The sequence below is a fragment of the Streptomyces sirii genome, assembly GCF_045690365.1.
GTDB lineage: Bacteria > Actinomycetota > Actinomycetes > Streptomycetales > Streptomycetaceae > Streptomyces > Streptomyces sirii.
Genome location: NZ_CP147982.1, coordinates 8,328,110 through 8,342,624, shown reverse-complemented (window position 1 = coordinate 8,342,624; position 14,515 = coordinate 8,328,110). Strand labels below are relative to the sequence as shown.

The 14,515-nt window shown below is 68.6% G+C and carries 17 protein-coding genes and 2 pseudogenes; 10 read left to right on the top strand and 9 right to left on the bottom strand.

Annotated features, from left to right (window positions below; all coding sequences use genetic code 11):
* Window positions 1-124 precede the first annotated feature (124 nt).
* A complete protein-coding gene (locus tag WAB15_RS37070) occupies window positions 125-514 on the top strand; it encodes a VOC family protein (protein ID WP_407288993.1) in 390 nt (129 codons plus the stop codon).
* Between the two features lie 151 nt (window positions 515-665).
* Here the strand turns inward: WAB15_RS37070 and WAB15_RS37065 are convergent, their stop codons facing one another.
* Window positions 666-1,208 carry a MarR family winged helix-turn-helix transcriptional regulator gene (locus WAB15_RS37065; RefSeq protein WP_407288992.1) on the bottom strand — a complete coding sequence of 181 codons (543 nt, stop codon included), beginning with the start codon at window positions 1,206-1,208 and terminating at the stop codon, window positions 666-668.
* 58 nt (window positions 1,209-1,266) lie between these two features.
* Between WAB15_RS37065 and WAB15_RS37060 the strand changes: the two genes are divergently transcribed.
* Window positions 1,267-1,938, top strand: a complete 672-nt coding sequence (locus WAB15_RS37060; protein WP_407288991.1) for a TIGR03086 family metal-binding protein — start codon at window positions 1,267-1,269, stop codon at window positions 1,936-1,938.
* Between the two features lie 440 nt (window positions 1,939-2,378).
* On the top strand, window positions 2,379-2,855 hold the full coding sequence (locus tag WAB15_RS37055) for a DNA-binding protein (protein ID WP_407288990.1): 477 nt from the start codon (window positions 2,379-2,381) through the stop codon (window positions 2,853-2,855).
* 120 nt (window positions 2,856-2,975) lie between these two features.
* Here WAB15_RS37055 and WAB15_RS37050 read toward each other — a convergent pair.
* From WAB15_RS37050 to WAB15_RS37040, 3 genes and pseudogenes are all read right to left on the bottom strand, one after another.
* Window positions 2,976-3,142 (bottom strand): annotated as a pseudogene (locus tag WAB15_RS37050) (XRE family transcriptional regulator); the annotation flags it as partial.
* A 3-nt stretch (window positions 3,143-3,145) separates the two neighbouring features.
* A complete protein-coding gene (locus WAB15_RS37045) occupies window positions 3,146-3,586 on the bottom strand; it encodes a hypothetical protein (RefSeq protein WP_407288989.1) in 441 nt (146 codons plus the stop codon).
* A gap of 127 nt (window positions 3,587-3,713) precedes the next feature.
* Window positions 3,714-3,923, bottom strand: a complete 210-nt coding sequence (locus WAB15_RS37040; RefSeq protein ID WP_407288988.1) for a hypothetical protein — start codon at window positions 3,921-3,923, stop codon at window positions 3,714-3,716.
* A 177-nt stretch (window positions 3,924-4,100) separates the two neighbouring features.
* On the opposite strand from WAB15_RS37040, the gene WAB15_RS37035 reads away from it, so the two are divergent.
* Both WAB15_RS37035 and WAB15_RS37030 read left to right on the top strand, forming a co-directional pair.
* Window positions 4,101-5,027 carry an NADP-dependent oxidoreductase gene (locus WAB15_RS37035; RefSeq protein ID WP_407288987.1) on the top strand — a complete coding sequence of 309 codons (927 nt, stop codon included), beginning with the start codon at window positions 4,101-4,103 and terminating at the stop codon, window positions 5,025-5,027.
* Window positions 5,028-5,031: 4 nt separating this feature from the next.
* On the top strand, window positions 5,032-5,970 hold the full coding sequence (locus WAB15_RS37030; protein ID WP_407288986.1) for an AraC family transcriptional regulator: 939 nt from the start codon (window positions 5,032-5,034) through the stop codon (window positions 5,968-5,970).
* 573 nt (window positions 5,971-6,543) lie between these two features.
* Here WAB15_RS37030 and WAB15_RS37025 read toward each other — a convergent pair.
* Window positions 6,544-7,017, bottom strand: a complete 474-nt coding sequence (locus WAB15_RS37025; protein WP_407288985.1) for a MarR family winged helix-turn-helix transcriptional regulator — start codon at window positions 7,015-7,017, stop codon at window positions 6,544-6,546.
* 95 nt (window positions 7,018-7,112) lie between these two features.
* Between WAB15_RS37025 and WAB15_RS37020 the strand changes: the two genes are divergently transcribed.
* Window positions 7,113-7,403, top strand: a complete 291-nt coding sequence (locus WAB15_RS37020) for a hypothetical protein (protein ID WP_407288984.1) — start codon at window positions 7,113-7,115, stop codon at window positions 7,401-7,403.
* A 163-nt stretch (window positions 7,404-7,566) separates the two neighbouring features.
* Here WAB15_RS37020 and WAB15_RS37015 read toward each other — a convergent pair whose 3' ends face one another.
* Both WAB15_RS37015 and WAB15_RS37010 read right to left on the bottom strand, forming a co-directional pair.
* Entirely contained in the window at window positions 7,567-8,034 is a 468-nt protein-coding gene (locus tag WAB15_RS37015) for a hypothetical protein (RefSeq protein ID WP_407288983.1), read from the bottom strand.
* Window positions 8,035-8,168: 134 nt separating this feature from the next.
* The gene (locus WAB15_RS37010; RefSeq protein ID WP_407288982.1) at window positions 8,169-8,870 is read right to left on the bottom strand and encodes a MerR family transcriptional regulator; all 702 of its coding nucleotides are present in this window, start codon (window positions 8,868-8,870) and stop codon (window positions 8,169-8,171) included.
* Window positions 8,871-8,956: 86 nt separating this feature from the next.
* On the opposite strand from WAB15_RS37010, the gene WAB15_RS37005 reads away from it, so the two are divergent.
* On the top strand, window positions 8,957-9,448 hold the full coding sequence (locus WAB15_RS37005; protein WP_407288981.1) for a DUF6194 family protein: 492 nt from the start codon (window positions 8,957-8,959) through the stop codon (window positions 9,446-9,448).
* Between the two features lie 208 nt (window positions 9,449-9,656).
* Here WAB15_RS37005 and WAB15_RS37000 read toward each other — a convergent pair whose 3' ends face one another.
* Window positions 9,657-10,418 (bottom strand): MerR family transcriptional regulator, encoded by a 762-nt coding sequence (locus tag WAB15_RS37000; protein WP_407288980.1) that lies wholly within the window; start codon window positions 10,416-10,418, stop codon window positions 9,657-9,659.
* A 145-nt stretch (window positions 10,419-10,563) separates the two neighbouring features.
* Here WAB15_RS37000 and WAB15_RS36995 point away from each other — a divergent pair, with 145 nt between their 5' ends.
* The 3 genes and pseudogenes from WAB15_RS36995 (at window position 10,564) to WAB15_RS36985 (ending at window position 12,613) form a co-directional block, all read left to right on the top strand.
* Complete coding sequence (locus tag WAB15_RS36995) at window positions 10,564-10,755, top strand: hypothetical protein (RefSeq protein WP_407288979.1); 192 nt, start codon at window positions 10,564-10,566, stop codon at window positions 10,753-10,755.
* Between the two features lie 61 nt (window positions 10,756-10,816).
* Window positions 10,817-11,509: pseudogene (locus WAB15_RS36990) on the top strand (flavodoxin-dependent (E)-4-hydroxy-3-methylbut-2-enyl-diphosphate synthase); the annotation flags it as partial.
* A 504-nt stretch (window positions 11,510-12,013) separates the two neighbouring features.
* Window positions 12,014-12,613 (top strand): hypothetical protein, encoded by a 600-nt coding sequence (locus WAB15_RS36985; RefSeq protein ID WP_407288978.1) that lies wholly within the window; start codon window positions 12,014-12,016, stop codon window positions 12,611-12,613.
* A gap of 625 nt (window positions 12,614-13,238) precedes the next feature.
* Here the strand turns inward: WAB15_RS36985 and WAB15_RS36980 are convergent.
* Window positions 13,239-14,468 (bottom strand): acyl-CoA dehydrogenase family protein, encoded by a 1,230-nt coding sequence (locus WAB15_RS36980; RefSeq protein ID WP_407288977.1) that lies wholly within the window; start codon window positions 14,466-14,468, stop codon window positions 13,239-13,241.
* Between the last annotated feature and the right edge of the window lie 47 nt (window positions 14,469-14,515).

Genomic DNA, 14,515 nt, shown 5'->3' with positions numbered 1-14,515 from the left:
TGAGGTGAGCCGCGTACTTGGCCAAGCGGGCCAGGTGTGGTGCTCAGTGCGGCGCTCAGTCACCACGGCGACGGCGCAGGTCGTGGCGCCATGCGCGGCCCCGCGCGCCGGAGAGGATCGGGGCATGGCGGACTCACCTATGCGGATCAATGCCCTCATCGTCGATGCCACCGACCCCGCGCGGCTTGCCGCGTTCTGGTCCGAGCTGCTCGGCCGACCGGTCGTGGGCCGCACGGGACCGTACGTATGGCTGCGGCGCGAGAACGGCCTGGGTCTGGGGTTCCAGCAGACCGCCGAACCCAAATCCGGCAAGAACCGCATGCACTTCGACATCGCCTCGCCCGACCCGGCCGCCGAGCAGCAGCGAGTCGAGGCGCTCGGCGGGCACCGGCTGGAGCAGTACGCCGACGGAGGGTTCCTGGTGATGGCCGACCCCGAGGGCAACGAGTTCTGCATCATCCCCGACGGCCCCTTCGAGCTCGACGACGAAGGGCGGGCGAACTACCTCAGCTGACCGACATTCCCGCCTGAGCCCAAACGTCATCGACCGGTCCCTGCGGCCTGCCCCCCTGCCCCCTGCCCCCTGTCTCTCAGATCAGCACCGGGATCGGTCCGTCCCTCCCCGACTCCCCGATGGCCGAAGCGGCCCCGCATGCACGAGGTCGTTAGGAGCTGCCTCTCTGGCCAGGGTCAGGGCCGGGCCCAGGAGAGGATTGCGGCGAGCCCCGCCCCGTCTTCCGCGACGTCAGTTCCGGCAGCTCGGACAGCGTCTGCAGCGCCTTCAGGAAGCCGGCGCGGTCGGCGGCCGGCAGCTGGGTGAGCAGTTGCTCCTCGCCTCGCTGGATCGCGGCCTGTACCGCATCCCGCAGCCGCCTGCCCGCAGCGGTGAGCGACAGCAGACGAACCCGCCGGTCCTTGGGATCCGGCTGACGGCAAATCAGCTCCCTGGCCTCCAGGTCGTCGAGGACGGGGATGATCCGGGTCTTGTCCGCCCGGATGGCCTCGGCCAGCGCCGCTTGCGTACGGATCGGTGACTCGTCGAGGTGCAGCAGTACCGAGTACGCCCACATCGTCAGGCCGTGCGCGTCGAGGATGGGCTGCTCCGCTGCCATGAGCGCACGGCCCAGGGGCACGATCATCGCCGCCAGATCGGGACGGGTCGGCCGCCCCTTGGATGTGGTGCCGCTGTCGGCTGCGCTCTCGGCCATGGTCAAGAAAATACCCGTTGACAATTCATGTGCTCACACAGATCGTAAGCATATGCATATGAATAACGAAGGTGCGTCCACACCGCGCGCGGACTTCGCGCGCCTGAGGCGTCTCAACGCCCAGGCGGTACGGGACAGCGTGAACCTGGTACGCCGGACGACCCCCGGCGATCTCCGCAAGCCAACGCCCTGCTCGGCGTGGACACTGTCGGATCTGCTCGCCCATATGACGGCCCAGCACCACGGGTTCGCGGCGGCGGCGCTCGGACACGGGCAGGACCTGTCGCACTGGTCGGTCCGGCCGCTCGGCGAGGATCCCGTCACGGAATACGTCGACGCCGCCGAGCACGTCATCGCCGCGTTCACGAACCTGGAGAGCCCCGACCGCGAGTTCGCGCTCCCCGAATTCACCCTCAACCGGACCTTCCCCGCAGCCCGCGCGATCGGCTTCCACCTCATCGACTACGTGGTGCACAGCTGGGACGTCGCCCGCACGCTGGACCTCACGTACGCACCCGGCTCCGAACTTCTCCAGGCCGCACTGCCGATAGCCCGCGCCGTCCCGGACGACGACTCCCGCCTCGCCCCAGGCAGTGCCTTTCGGCCGGGACTGAGCGCGAACGAAGACACCAACCCACTGGAGAAGATCCTGGCGGCGCTCGGCCGCTCACCGAACTGGCGCAGCCCCCTCTCGAGCCCTTCCCCCACCCCGCCTGCCTCCACCAGCTGACGTTGCTCACGAGCTGGCGTCGTTCACGAGCTTGAGCAGCGCTTGTTCACGACTTCGGGTTCTGGCTCAACTTCCGCGACCCGCTATTTCGGTCCGCCACTGCGGTCCCTTACGCACGGGCAGCAGCAGGCGTGCAGATGCTGCCCTGCTCGTCGCTCCATCGCTCCCACGAAGACGCGGTGCCGGTGGCGCGACATGGGCGGTACTGACAGGCCATCAGGCGACTGCCAGACACTGGGCAGCAAGATGGGCGACGGGCGAGGTGGGTCTCCCGCAGCTCCCCCGTCGTACGCCCCCCACCGAGGGACGGGCCATTGGTGGCGACGACCTCCAGGGCAGCGGCGAACTGTCAATGTTCACACGGGCCTTGACGAGCCAGCAAACATTCTGTTCACAATTATTCGTTGACAACAATTAGTGAGCCACCTCATCCTGGGTACATGGCATCAACTCCCGATCAGCCCGCCGACCCCTTCACGCCCCCGCATCCGGACCAGGCGCGTGCGCACCGTGTATATGCGTCCCTGTTCCGCATCTCCGAGCGACACGCGGCCACCGACGAGCAACGCCGCCGACAGATCCACCCGTCCACCCTCGGGCCGCACGAAGCCATCAGGCTCGTATCGTTCCTGCTCAGCGGAGCCGCACGGCTCGAGGACGGCGAGCCAGAGGTGGACCACACCGATATCACCGCCGCCTTGAGCCTCGTGCCACTGGCTCGCGGCGAGATGGACGAGCTGGAAGCCGGGCTCCTCCAGATGGCACGGGGCCGCGGCATGACCTGGCCGGAGATCGCATTCAGCCTCGGGCTCGGCACCCCTCAAGCCGCCAGACAGCGCTACGAACGACTGATCGCACGTACCACCACAGACACAGAGCAAGGACCGGAGCAGAACAGCTCCTCGTCGCCTCGATGACCCTCTTCGTGATGAGACGCTGACCGCCGCGACGGCGAGGGTGGCCGTGCTGTGGCCGAGGGAAAATGGTGAAACCAACCATCAAGCAAGGAGAGTCGCGCGCCGCGAAGGTCGGCGCCCGTACCACTCCACGGTGCGCTGGGAGACCCCGAGCACCTCCGCGACCGGCTTGGTGCCCTTGAGCTGCTTGACCAGGTACTTCATCTGCGCCTGGGCGTCTTGGGAATGGGACGGGTGAACGCCCCCTCCAGCGCACGGTCCAGGCTGTCCCCGACCGAGTCCGCCATGACCTACTCGCCTTCTCCGGCCGTCGGGTCGTTCTTGATCAGGTTGGCGACGTTGCAGACGCCGCCGCGCTCCTCGAAATGCTCCTCGGCCCACAGAACGGTCCGGGTGCCCTGGTGCTTGACCATCCCGGGCGAGACCCCGAGGCGGAACGTGCCCGGCGCCGGCTTGCCTTCCGGGGTGTGCGGAAGGACGTCCAGTGGGGACGGGCCGGGCGAGGGAGAGACGATGGCGTCGGTGCCGATCGCGACCGGGTACAGGTCGGCGGCGGCCGCGGTCTTCATCAGCTTGCGGTGGATGCCGATCCGCTGGTTGGCCAGCACGGCGGCCCGGATGTCGGGGCGCCACGTCTCCCGGGCGAGGGCCGGCCACGGCGCCCCGTTGCCGCGCACCACGTTGACCTGCTGCGGGGTGAGCGTCGCTGTCGGCGTCGTCGACGGGTTCACGCTGCCGTAGTACGTCGCCCTTTAGGAATTGTTCGCCGGCAGGTAGCTGAACGCCTTCCGGCTGGTGATCACCAGCCCCGGCTCCGGGGCACCAATGTCGTCCAGGTGCTGAATCCACCGCAGCTCATCAGCGATCGGATCGGACGCCGGATCCGACCACGGCCGCGCGGCCATCGGCATATTCTCCGCCGGCCCCCCAATCGACCTCCAGCGTCAGCCCGTTCTCCTGCACCAGCTCGAACTTGCCGTCGGCCAGCACGTCACCGGCCGCCAGCTCCAGCCGCGACCGGATCGCCTCCCCATGGCGTTCCACGTCGTCATACAGCAACTCGATCAACCGGAACGACCGCGGCCCCGCGGTGGTCGCCCCGCGTGCCGGCGGCTGGGCGAGGAAGGTTGAGAGTATCCAGGCGGAAGACGATGGGACATGTTTCCGAGACGGTAGACCATTACGCAGCTCATTCGATCTCCCTAACGTTGAGGGCATCAACCCAAACGACAAGGGAGAGTTCCCATGCGTGCTGTTGTCCAGAATTCCTTCGGTGGACCCGAGGTCCTGGAGACCGTCGACATCGACCGGCCCGAGCCCCTCGGCGGAGAGGTGCTCATCCGCGTTCGGGCCAGTGGCGTGAACCCCGTGGACGTTGCCGTCAGGTCGGGAGCCTATCCGCTGCTGGGCGAGCCGAGTTTCGGTGTGGGTTGGGACATCTCCGGAGTCGTGGAGGAGGTCGGTCCGGGAGCCCGGTTCAAGGTGGGGGACGAGGTGTTCGGGATGCCGTTCTTCCCGCGTGCCGCGACCGGGTATGCCGAGTACGTCGCCGCACCCTCGCGGCAGGTCGCCCGCAAGCCCGCCTCGCTCGACCATGTGCAGGCCGCCGCTGTGCCGCTGGCCGCGCTGACGGCTTGGCAGGGGCTGGTGGACGCGGCGGGGGTGAAGGCCGGCGACCGGGTGCTGATCCACCGCGCCGCCGGGGGAGTCGGGCACTTCGCGGTGCAGATCGCCAAGGCGCGGGGCGCGCATGTGATCGCGTTGGCGAGTGAGACGCGGCACGAGTTCGTACGGAGCCTCGGGGCGGATGAGGTGATCGACTACCGGGTTACCGACTTCGCTGATGCGGTACATGATCTCGATATCGTCTTCGACTCGAACGCCCAGGGTTCGCGTTCGCTGAGGGTGCTGCGACCCGGCGGCACGCTGGTGAGCATCATGGAGCACTGGAACCAGGAGTTGGCGGCCGAAGTCGAGGCGGCGGGGCGGAACTTCGCAGGCGTGTCGGTCGAGCCCGACTACGCGTCGCTGGAGGCGATCGCCGCGCTGATCGATGCGGGACGGATCCGGCCCCATGTACAGGAGACCTTCCCGCTCGAAGAGGCGGGCAAGGCGCACGAACTGGTCGGATCCGGGCGGGTGCAGGGCAAGGTCGTGCTCACCATAGGGTGAGGGCGTGGACATCCTGACCGAGGCGCTGAGTTCGATGCGGACCGGGCTTCCCACGTCCGTCCGCACCGACGGCCGTGCCCCCTGGGGGCTTCGGCTTCCGTGCGTCGCAGGGGCCGGCTTCCACGTAGTGCTGTACGGAACGTGCTGGCTGGTGCCCCTGGAGAATGCCCCGCCCCACACGGAGCCGATCGCCCTGAGTCCGGGTGATGTGGTCTTCCTGCGCGACGGCCGTGGCCACATCCTCGCCGACCATCCGTCCACACCGGCCGAGGTGGAGAGGCCCGAGCAGTTCCGCCCGGGATCGCCGGTCGGCACGGTGAAGCTGGGCGGCGACGGCGCGCTGACCAGCCTGCTGTGCGGCAACTACCACTTGGACCAGGGGCGGCCGCACCCGTTGGTGCGGCAGCTGCCCGAGGTGATCCATCTAAGGACACGGCACGGCCGCCACCCCGAGCTGAGCGCCGCCGTCCAACTGCTCGGGATGGAGCTGGAGAACCCACGGATCGGATCGGCCGGCATCGTCCCCACGCTGATCGACTCGCTACTGCTCTACATCCTGCGCGCCTGGCTGGAGGACCAGCCCCCGGCCGCCGCGCGGGGCTGGGCCGCGGCGCTCGGCGACTCGGCGGTCGCCCCGGCGCTGGCGGCCATCCACGGGGACCCCTCGGCCCCGTGGACCGTCGAGTCGCTGGCCGATCGGGCCGGGCTCTCGCGGGCGGCCTTCGCGCGGCGGTTCGCAGCGCTTGTCGGCGAGCCGCCCATGGCCTATCTGACCCGTTGGCGCATGACGACCGCGGCCCGACTGCTGCGCGAGTCCGACAACCCACTGATCGCTGTCGCCGCGCAAGCCGGATACAGCTCCGAGTTCGCCTTCGCGAAAGCCTTCAAACGCGAGTACGGCCTGGCCCCCGGCGGATATCGCCGCCAGGCCCGGACCGCCTGACGACAGATCCGCCACCGGGCACGAAGGCCAGCTGACCATGGGCGACGCGATAGCCCTGGACGGCTTCCTGGACGAAGAGGCCGTGCCCGGCGACCTGAACGGGTCGACGGCGCGATTCCAGCTGCGCGCCACCGGCTACCTGCGGCTGCCGCGCACACCGGACGAGCCGATGTGGCTGTCCGTCGGTCAGCTCGAAGTCCTCGCCAGCACCTCACTCCTGACGGACCCAGCCGCCGTGGCTACGGCCGTCGTTGAGCGGTGCGGCCCGTATATCTGCATTCTCGACACAGAGAGACCAGCCAGGTGCCGGTGTGGACCGAGGCCGGCACCTGGGTGGGCACCGCTGCTGAGTCGAACGACCTGGGGAAACTGATCGAAGCCTTCGAACAGCGCCAGGCCGCCGGCGGCGGATGACGGAGCCGCCGTGCCCATCCCTCCCGAGTCCGGTACCCACGTGCATGGCGTGCATGGCGTGCATGGCGTGCATGGCGTGCAGGCTACCGCCCGGGACTGACGCCGAAGGCCACTCGGTGGCCCGTACTCCGGCGCCCCCCGTGAAGCCCGTGACCCGCATCAGCGCGAACGGTCCGCCTCACCCTGAGCGAGCGCCTCCGTCAGACGCTCCAGGCGCATGGCGAAGGCAGCGGCCTCACCCGGCGGCCACGTCGCCATCTCCTCGGCCAGGAAGGACTCCATCGCCCCTCGCAACGCCGTGACCGCCCGCTCACCTTCAACCGTGAGGTCAAGCCTGGTAGCACGGGCGTCAGCAGGGTCGGGGTGACGGACGATCAGCCCGGCCTCCTGCAACCTGGTCGCATAGCGGGTGGTGACGGTGCGGTCCATCCCGATCGCCTCGGCGAGTTTGGTGGCGGTGACGGGGCCCACGCGAGCGAGCCCGGACAACACCGGGTAGGTCGTGGCGTCCACGCCCTCCACCCCGGAGGTCAACCGGCCGTAGAGCCCGACACGGGTGGCCCGCAGGGTCAGCGCCCCGATGGCGGCGGCCACGCGGGCGGCGGACGTGCTGTTACCTGTCGTTTCACTCACACCTCGATGATACGTGCAAAAAGCACGGAGTCCTGCTACCTTCAAATGCGTGCAGAAAGCACGTGCATCCAACACGCAAAATGCAAAGGACAGTCATGTCGCATTCGTCGTCGCACCCGCAGCAGCCCGCCGTACGCCCCGAAGACGTTCTGCCCGAGGGCGTCGACTCGACCGCGATCAACGGGCAGACCGTCCGCAAGGGCTCGGTGGCTGCATTCGTCGCCAACGCCCTACGACTGGACGACCTCACCGAGGGCACTCCCGAGCACGCAGCCGTCGTCACGCAGATGCGAGAACTCGCTCCCGTCCTGCGCACCATCGGCCTCCTCGACGTCTTCCGGCCCCGCTCCCCCGCAGTGGAGCGGATCCTCGCCGAGGACGCGTAGCGCGCGGCGCGTGCGGCCGGCGGCCGTTCAGCGCCTGGGGAAGCGCGAACAGCCCCGGCCCGCCCGCAACCATGCCCACACCCCCGATCGCGTCCACACCGACCGGGGCACCGCCGACCGGGGCGCAACTGCCGCGTGAGCACGGCATTTCCGAAGTCGGGCGTCAGGGAATCCACGCCTCGCCGTGTCGATGTCGGCCCAATCCCACGCATGAGAACTCGTCCTCGCCGACACTTGCCATCACGCCCAGCCGCCGCAGTGCCTGAGAGATCGGGCTGCCGGCAGGCGCGAAACCCGGCCCCTCCACCTGGAGCGGCCCCAGCACGATGGTGCCCCCGTCCCACACGGCAGCACGCTGCTCGCCCACACCCCCGAAGTACTCGGCCTCCACGTAGGCCACCGGCCCACCGGTCGACCAGTCGGCGAGGGTCCTCTCGAACCCGCCCGGCAACCGCCAGAAGCCCAACGTGCCGACATCGCTGCCGTCTGCCACGAGATCGAACAGCGCGTCTGTCATCGGCATGAGCGAGAGGCCCTGTCCGAGCGACGCCAGCCGAGCAGCAGGCAGGTCCCGCGCCGCGCCGCGGAGCACCTCCACGTCAGCGATCACTGCTTGCAGGTCGTAACTCATCCCCGACGCCCCCTACGGATCGGAGGCCGATCTTGCCCCACATGCAAGATCCGCGTGATGCTGATGCGCCATCGGTTTCCGGACGTCGCGTCCGGCTGCTACCGCGGTCATCTCCGATCCGACGGTCCTGGCGATCAGGTCGCTCCCCTGCGCAGGGAGAACACCGCACCGAGCGCGACGGCACCGTCAAGCAGGGCCTCGGAACGAGCCGCGATGTCGGCCTCTCGGGCAGCCAGCGCGGAGGCGACATCCTCCAATCGGCGGGCGCGCCGTAGGTCCGGCATGAGGGCCCGGAGGGGTGCGATGCGGTAGCCCGCTTTGCGCAGTTGGTGGACGATCCGCGCATCCCGCACCTGAGCTGGGGTGTATCGACGCGTTCCGCGCACGGGGTCGCGATCCGGGACGACGAGATCCTCCGCATCCCAGTGCCGCAATGTCGAAGGACGCACGCCGAGGGCGGCGGCGAGTTCGGACACGTCCATCGAGTCCGACGCGCGTACGTCGTCGATCGGCTCGCTGGAGATCGCCTCGGCGGCCTCCCTGGCCCGGCTCAGTTCCGTGCGCTCCGTGTCGAGCCGGGCGTGCGCCGCGTCGAGAAGGGCGAGAGCCCGCGAAGTGGGCACCTGGTGGACGGCCCGAACGATCTCCTTGGCCCCGGTCGGACCCGCGCCGGCCGCGAGGGCGCGATAGGCCAGCGCGGACTGCAGATGCATCTCCCCATAGATGCGGTAGCCCGTGGCTGTGCGCGTCGCCGGCGGAAGCACACCGTCGCGCTCGAGATTGCGAATCTGTTGAACGGAGTACCCGGCACGCCGCGCGACATCGGCGGTACGCATCTCCCCCGATTTGAGACTTGACACCCTAAACCCCTCCGCCTCCGCTCCAAAGTCTCCACAAGCACTTCAATGCAACGCTAGAGCACATGACCACAGACGAGCACCTGACCATGGACGAGATCATCAGCTTCGTGGACGGCCTCGACGGCGTCCTGACCATGAGGCCGGAACCCGGCGACGGCTCGCCGGAAATCAGCTGGGGCGACACGTTCTTCCACTACGCACCTGACGGCGTCGCCCCGACAGCAACCCAGCCGTTCGCGACGATCGTGACCAAGGACTACCCCGGCGACGAGGCATCCCGTCTGGACCGAGCGGGCACCTTCCGTGTGAACATCGCTGCCGGGAAGGAAGCGTTCATCCGGTGGACCGGCCACGCGCCACGCGACCCAGCCACCACCGAGATCGACCCCGGCACCACCGACACCGTGATCGCACACCCCGTCTACGGCGCCGTCGGCTGGCTGGCAGTGGTGAACCCGGGCGAGCGCACTGAAGCGGCGACCCGTGAGCTGCTGCATGCGGCCTATCACCTCGCACGCTCACGTTACGAGCGACGTGCTGAAGCCACTGCGTGATGACGCGGTCCCAAGCGTGGGCGTAGCCGGGGTGGCGGGCACACGCCGTCGCCCCGGGTGACGGGCTGTCAGCGCGGGTGGAGCCGCTTCGGGGCGGCGCCGCACCGCACGGGAGACGCTGCCAGGAGAGGGGAGCGAGTGGAGGGGGGAAGCGGGGCGGAAGGCGCCAGACTGCTGGGGTCTGCAGCCCCCAGCAGCCGGTGACCGGTCAGCTCAGCCTGGCGTCGGCGTAGGCGACGATGGCGTCCCGCTGGTATTCGGCCAACCCGGCAGCGACCTGGTCGTAGGCCGCACGCCACTGCGCGTCGTCGACGTAGTTCTGCCCCAGGGCCTTGAACGCGGCCGCGTCCGGGGTCCACATCCGGCAGATGCCCTGGTAATGCATGTCGACCTCGGCCTGCACGGCGGGATCGGCCGCCGGTGTGGCGGCCTGCATGAACTCGGCCATACGGACCATGGCCGCGGTCGCCTCGCCCTGCAGCCGCTCCATCTCCACCTCAGTGAGCGTGGCGGCGAACCGCGCCGACTGCTGCGCCTGGTCGGGCCACTGCTCGCGCGCGGCCGACTCGTAGCGGGCGGTGTCGAAGCCCGCGAACAAATTCTCCGGTTTGTCGATCGTTCCCATGTCGGGTGTCTCCTCGTCCTCCTCCAGTTCGGCGATGGTGCGGGCGACCGTGCGGGCGAGCACATCGAGGCGGTCCCGCTCGGCCAGCAGCCTGCGCTGGTGCTCGCGCAGCGCGGCCGCCTGGTCTATCTGGCGCTCCAGGACCGCCGTGATCTCCCGCAGCCCGAGGCCCAGTTCCCGCAGCAGCAGGATCTGCTGCAGCCGCAGCAGTCCGGCCTGCTCGTAGTAGCGATGGCCGTTGCCGCCGATGTACGCGGGAACCAGCAATCCGATCTCGTCGTAGTGGCGCAGGGTCCGGGACGTCACCCCGGACATCCGAGCCACATCCGCGATCGACCAGGCCATGGCCGCACCTTTCCTCGCCGGGCCGGTCCGTCCGGCCACACCAGTGACCGTAGGAGTTGACGCAACGGAAAGCGCAAGCCGCACCGAAATGCCCCTTCAACACGTTCAACGTGTCCGGTGCGGCTTTCCCTCCCCTCACCACCGCATGGCTGGCCTCCTGGAATTGCAACGCACCGGCGGGGTGGGTGCGGCACTGGCTCAACTGTGCCTGGACGCGGGCGTGACCACCCCGGTCCACGCCCTCGGCCTGCCCCGCGCCTTCATCCCCAGGGCTCCCGCACCGCGCTGCTCGCCGATGCCGGATTGGACGCCGCAGGTCTCGTATGCACCGTCCTGAGCGCTCTTCGCGGCCACCGCCCGGCCATGGCCCCGCGCCTCGACACCCCCGGAGCGACACCCTGACCGCGATCGACCTCGGCCTGCCCACCCCGCCCCCGGCGAACCCCTCACGCCGCCGTACCCGGCAGATTCAGGTCGGCTCGGTAGCCGTAGGTGGTGGCGCACCCGTCTCGGTGCACACCATGACCACCACGATCACCGCCGACGTGGACGCCACCTTGCGGCAGATCGCCGAAGTGACCGCCGCCGGCTGCGACATCGTCCGGGTCGCCGTCCCCTCCGCCGACGACGCCCAGGCGCTGCCCCGGATCACCGCGAAATCGCCGATCCCGGTGATCGCCGACATCCACTTCCAGCCCCGCTACGTCTTCGCCGCGATCGATGCCGGCTGTGCGGCCGTGCGCGTCAACCCGGGCAACATCAAACGGTTCGACGACCGGGTCGGCGAGATCGCCGAGGCCGCGTCCGCCGCCGGTGTGCCGATCCGCATCGGGGTCAACGCCGGTTCCCTGGATGCGCGCCTCCTCGCCGAGTACGGCCGGGCCACCGCCGAGGCGCTGGTGAACTCCGCGCTGTGGGAGTGCTCCCTGTTCGAGGAGCACGGCTTCACCGACCTCAAGATCGCGGTCAAGCATCACGACCCGCGCACCATGGTCGCGGCGAACCGGCTGCTGGCAGACCGCTGCGACTACCCGCTGCACCTGGGGGTGACCGAGGCCGGGCCCGCCTTCCAGGGCGACGTGGACGTTGCGCGGATCGTTCGTCTCGATGAACGTGTCGTCACTGACGGCTGCCTCCGAAAGCGCCCAGTGGGAGCCCGCTGCCTTCAGCCGCTGGCCGGGCGGATGGTGTCTGCACAGCTCGATCAGTTCCGGCAGCGACTTGGGATAGCCGATTGTGGGAGCTTCTGGGGTGTGAGCTGTCCTGGGGTTGTCGTGCTTGCGCGTCCAGGGGCTGTTGAAGACGCTGTCCATGCTCATCGCCGAGCCTCTTCCAGCGGCTTCTTCCAGTGAAGCCCGCCCCCGCGCCCGGCGCATCCTCGATGCGGTCAGCCCCTCACCGGCTCGGGGAACAACGGACCTCCCGGACCCGTACACGGAAGAAACGGTCTCCCCGGCGGTCTGTCCGTGATCCCCAGAGAGGCCCTGGCTGATTGGGGCGGTAACTCACCGTTGCCGCAGGCGCTTCGGCTTGCCAGTGATTCCGCTTTGGTGAAACCTGGAGTTGTGGTATCTGTCCGCTGGCAATGTCGCTCTTTGCCGCAGCGCCTGCTGATGTACGGCTCCTCGGTAGCCCTGGCTGCAGGAGGTGTACTGATTCCCGGCGACGCATTGACTGCCGCAGCGATGCCACACCACGCCGCAGCATCCACGGTTGCCGCCGGCATTAACATCCCCGCCGTGGAATGGGCGGAGGTTACTGACCCCCCGAGTGGCGTCACAGCCCGGCTTCCGGGAGAGGTCAAGGTCACTGAATCCAATGACCCGCACTGTCGAATGTACTCGGCCCTCACGGCCGACACGCACGTGGTCTTCGCCGTCTGCGATCTCCCAGAAACCCCAACGATGGAGGGCCTGCACGAAACCGCCAAGGGAGGGACTGATTCCTTCCGCAAGAATTCTGGCAACGTGGCAATCAAGTCCAGCACACGCGAGACCGAATTCGATGGCCACCCGACTCTCGAACTCCGCCTGTCCACCAAGGAGGGCGGTCCTGATAGCCCCGTCGGCGCCTTTCGCTACATCGCCGACGACTCCCGCGTCATCGCTGCCGAGACCGTTGCCTATGCACAGAACGAGAAGTCACTGAACTCGACACACAAGCAACTCATCGCCGGCATCCGCATTCCAGACTGAGCCGTTCGTTCAGCGCCGCGAGGTAGGGGTAGGTGGGTTCATCTTTCATAGGTTCCATCCTCCGGGCTGGTGCTGTGCGGTCTCGCGAGGCATGCGTGAGGCCCCTGACGGAAGGAATCCAAGGGCCTCACGCAGGCGTCGGGGTCATCCGATAAGGAGGAGTTGTCCTCCGCCGCCTCGGTGCTGCTTACTGAGTCGTGCGAGGAGCCAAGGCGCGTGCCGGCATCCGACCGGTCCTGGGCGTCGAGGGCATGGTGCCGCACGGACTCCGGCACAGCCACAAGGTCTGGCTGGACGAAGGCGGACATTCCCGCGTCGCCGTCGAGGCCCGTATGGGCCATGTACTGCAGGGCGTGGAGGGTGTCTACTCGCATGTGACGCTGCCCATGGAACTGAGGATCGCCGATCAGTTGCAAGGCTTGTGTGAGGACTCCCTCCGCCCGGTCCTGGATCGTCGCGAGTACGGGCCGTTCCCGAGCTCACATCTCCCCGCCGCAAACGATCTCCCAAAAATCTCCCACAAGCTGTTTGAGACGTCTGGGAGACACCCAAGGGCCCCACTCCGAGAAGAGCGGGGCCCTACTTCATTCGCCGCGAACTACACGCGTTTTACAGGGAGTTGTCCCTAGCGGATCGGCATCCCCGACAGGGTTCGGGCGATCACCAGGCGCTGGATTTCGCTGGTGCCTTCGAAGATGGTGTAGATGGCGGCGTCGCGGTGCATGCGCTCGACCGGGTATTCGCGGGTGAAGCCGTTGCCGCCGAGGATCTGGATGGCCTGGGCGGTGACCTTCTTGGCGGTCTCGCTGGCGAAGAGTTTGGACTGGGAGCCCTCCGCGGCGGTGAACGGCCTTCCGTTGACGGCCATCCAGGAGGCGCGCCAGACCAGCAGTCGGGCCGCGTCGATGGAGGTGCGCATGTCGGCGAGCTGGAAGGCGACGCCCTGGTTGTCGATGATCGGGCGGCCGAACTGCTCGCGGGTCTTGGCGTATTCCAGGGCTTCCTCGTACGCGGCGCGGGCGGTGCCGACGGCCATCGCGCCGACGGCCGGGCGGGAGGCCTCGAAGGTGGCCATCGCGGCGTTCTTCACGCGCTCGCCGCCGCCCGCCTTGGCGCGCTCGCGGGCACGGGCCAGGCGCTCGTCCAGCTTTTCCTTGCCGCCGAGCAGGCAGTTGCCGGGGATCCGCACGTCCTCCAGGACGACCTCGGCGGTGTGCGAGGCGCGGATGCCGTGCTTCTGGAACTTCTGGCCCTGGGAGAGGCCGGGGGTGTTCGGCGGGACGATGAAGGAGGCGTGGCCCTTGGAGCCGAGTTCCGCGTCGACGGAGGCGACCACGACGTGGACGTTGGCGATGCCGCCGTTGGTGGCCCAGGTCTTGGTGCCGTTGATGACCCACTCGTCCTTGGCCTCGTCGTACACCGCGCGGGTACGCATCGAGGCGACGTCCGAGCCGGCGTCGGGCTCGGAGGAGCAGAAGGCGGCGACCTTCACGTCGTCGGCGTCGCCGTACATCTGCGGCACCCAGGTGCCGATCTGCTCCTCGGTGCCGTTGGCGAGCACGCCGACCGCGGCGAGGCCGGTGCCGACGATGGACAGCGCGATGCCCGCGTCGCCCCAGAAGAGCTCCTCCATGGCCATGGGGATGCCGAGGCCGGTGGGGTCGAAGTACTGCTGCGCGTAGAAGTCCAGCGAGTAGATTCCGATCTTGGCGGCCTCCTGGATGACCGGCCAGGGGGTCTCCTCGCGCTCGTCCCACTCCGCGGCGGCGGGGCGCATGACATCGGCGGCGAAGCCGTGAATCCAGTCACGGACTTCCTTCTGCTCGTCGTTGAGCTCCATGATGAACTCGGCCATGTCCCCTCCAGCGCTGCAGGCAGTACGATGTTACTAGCGGTAACCCG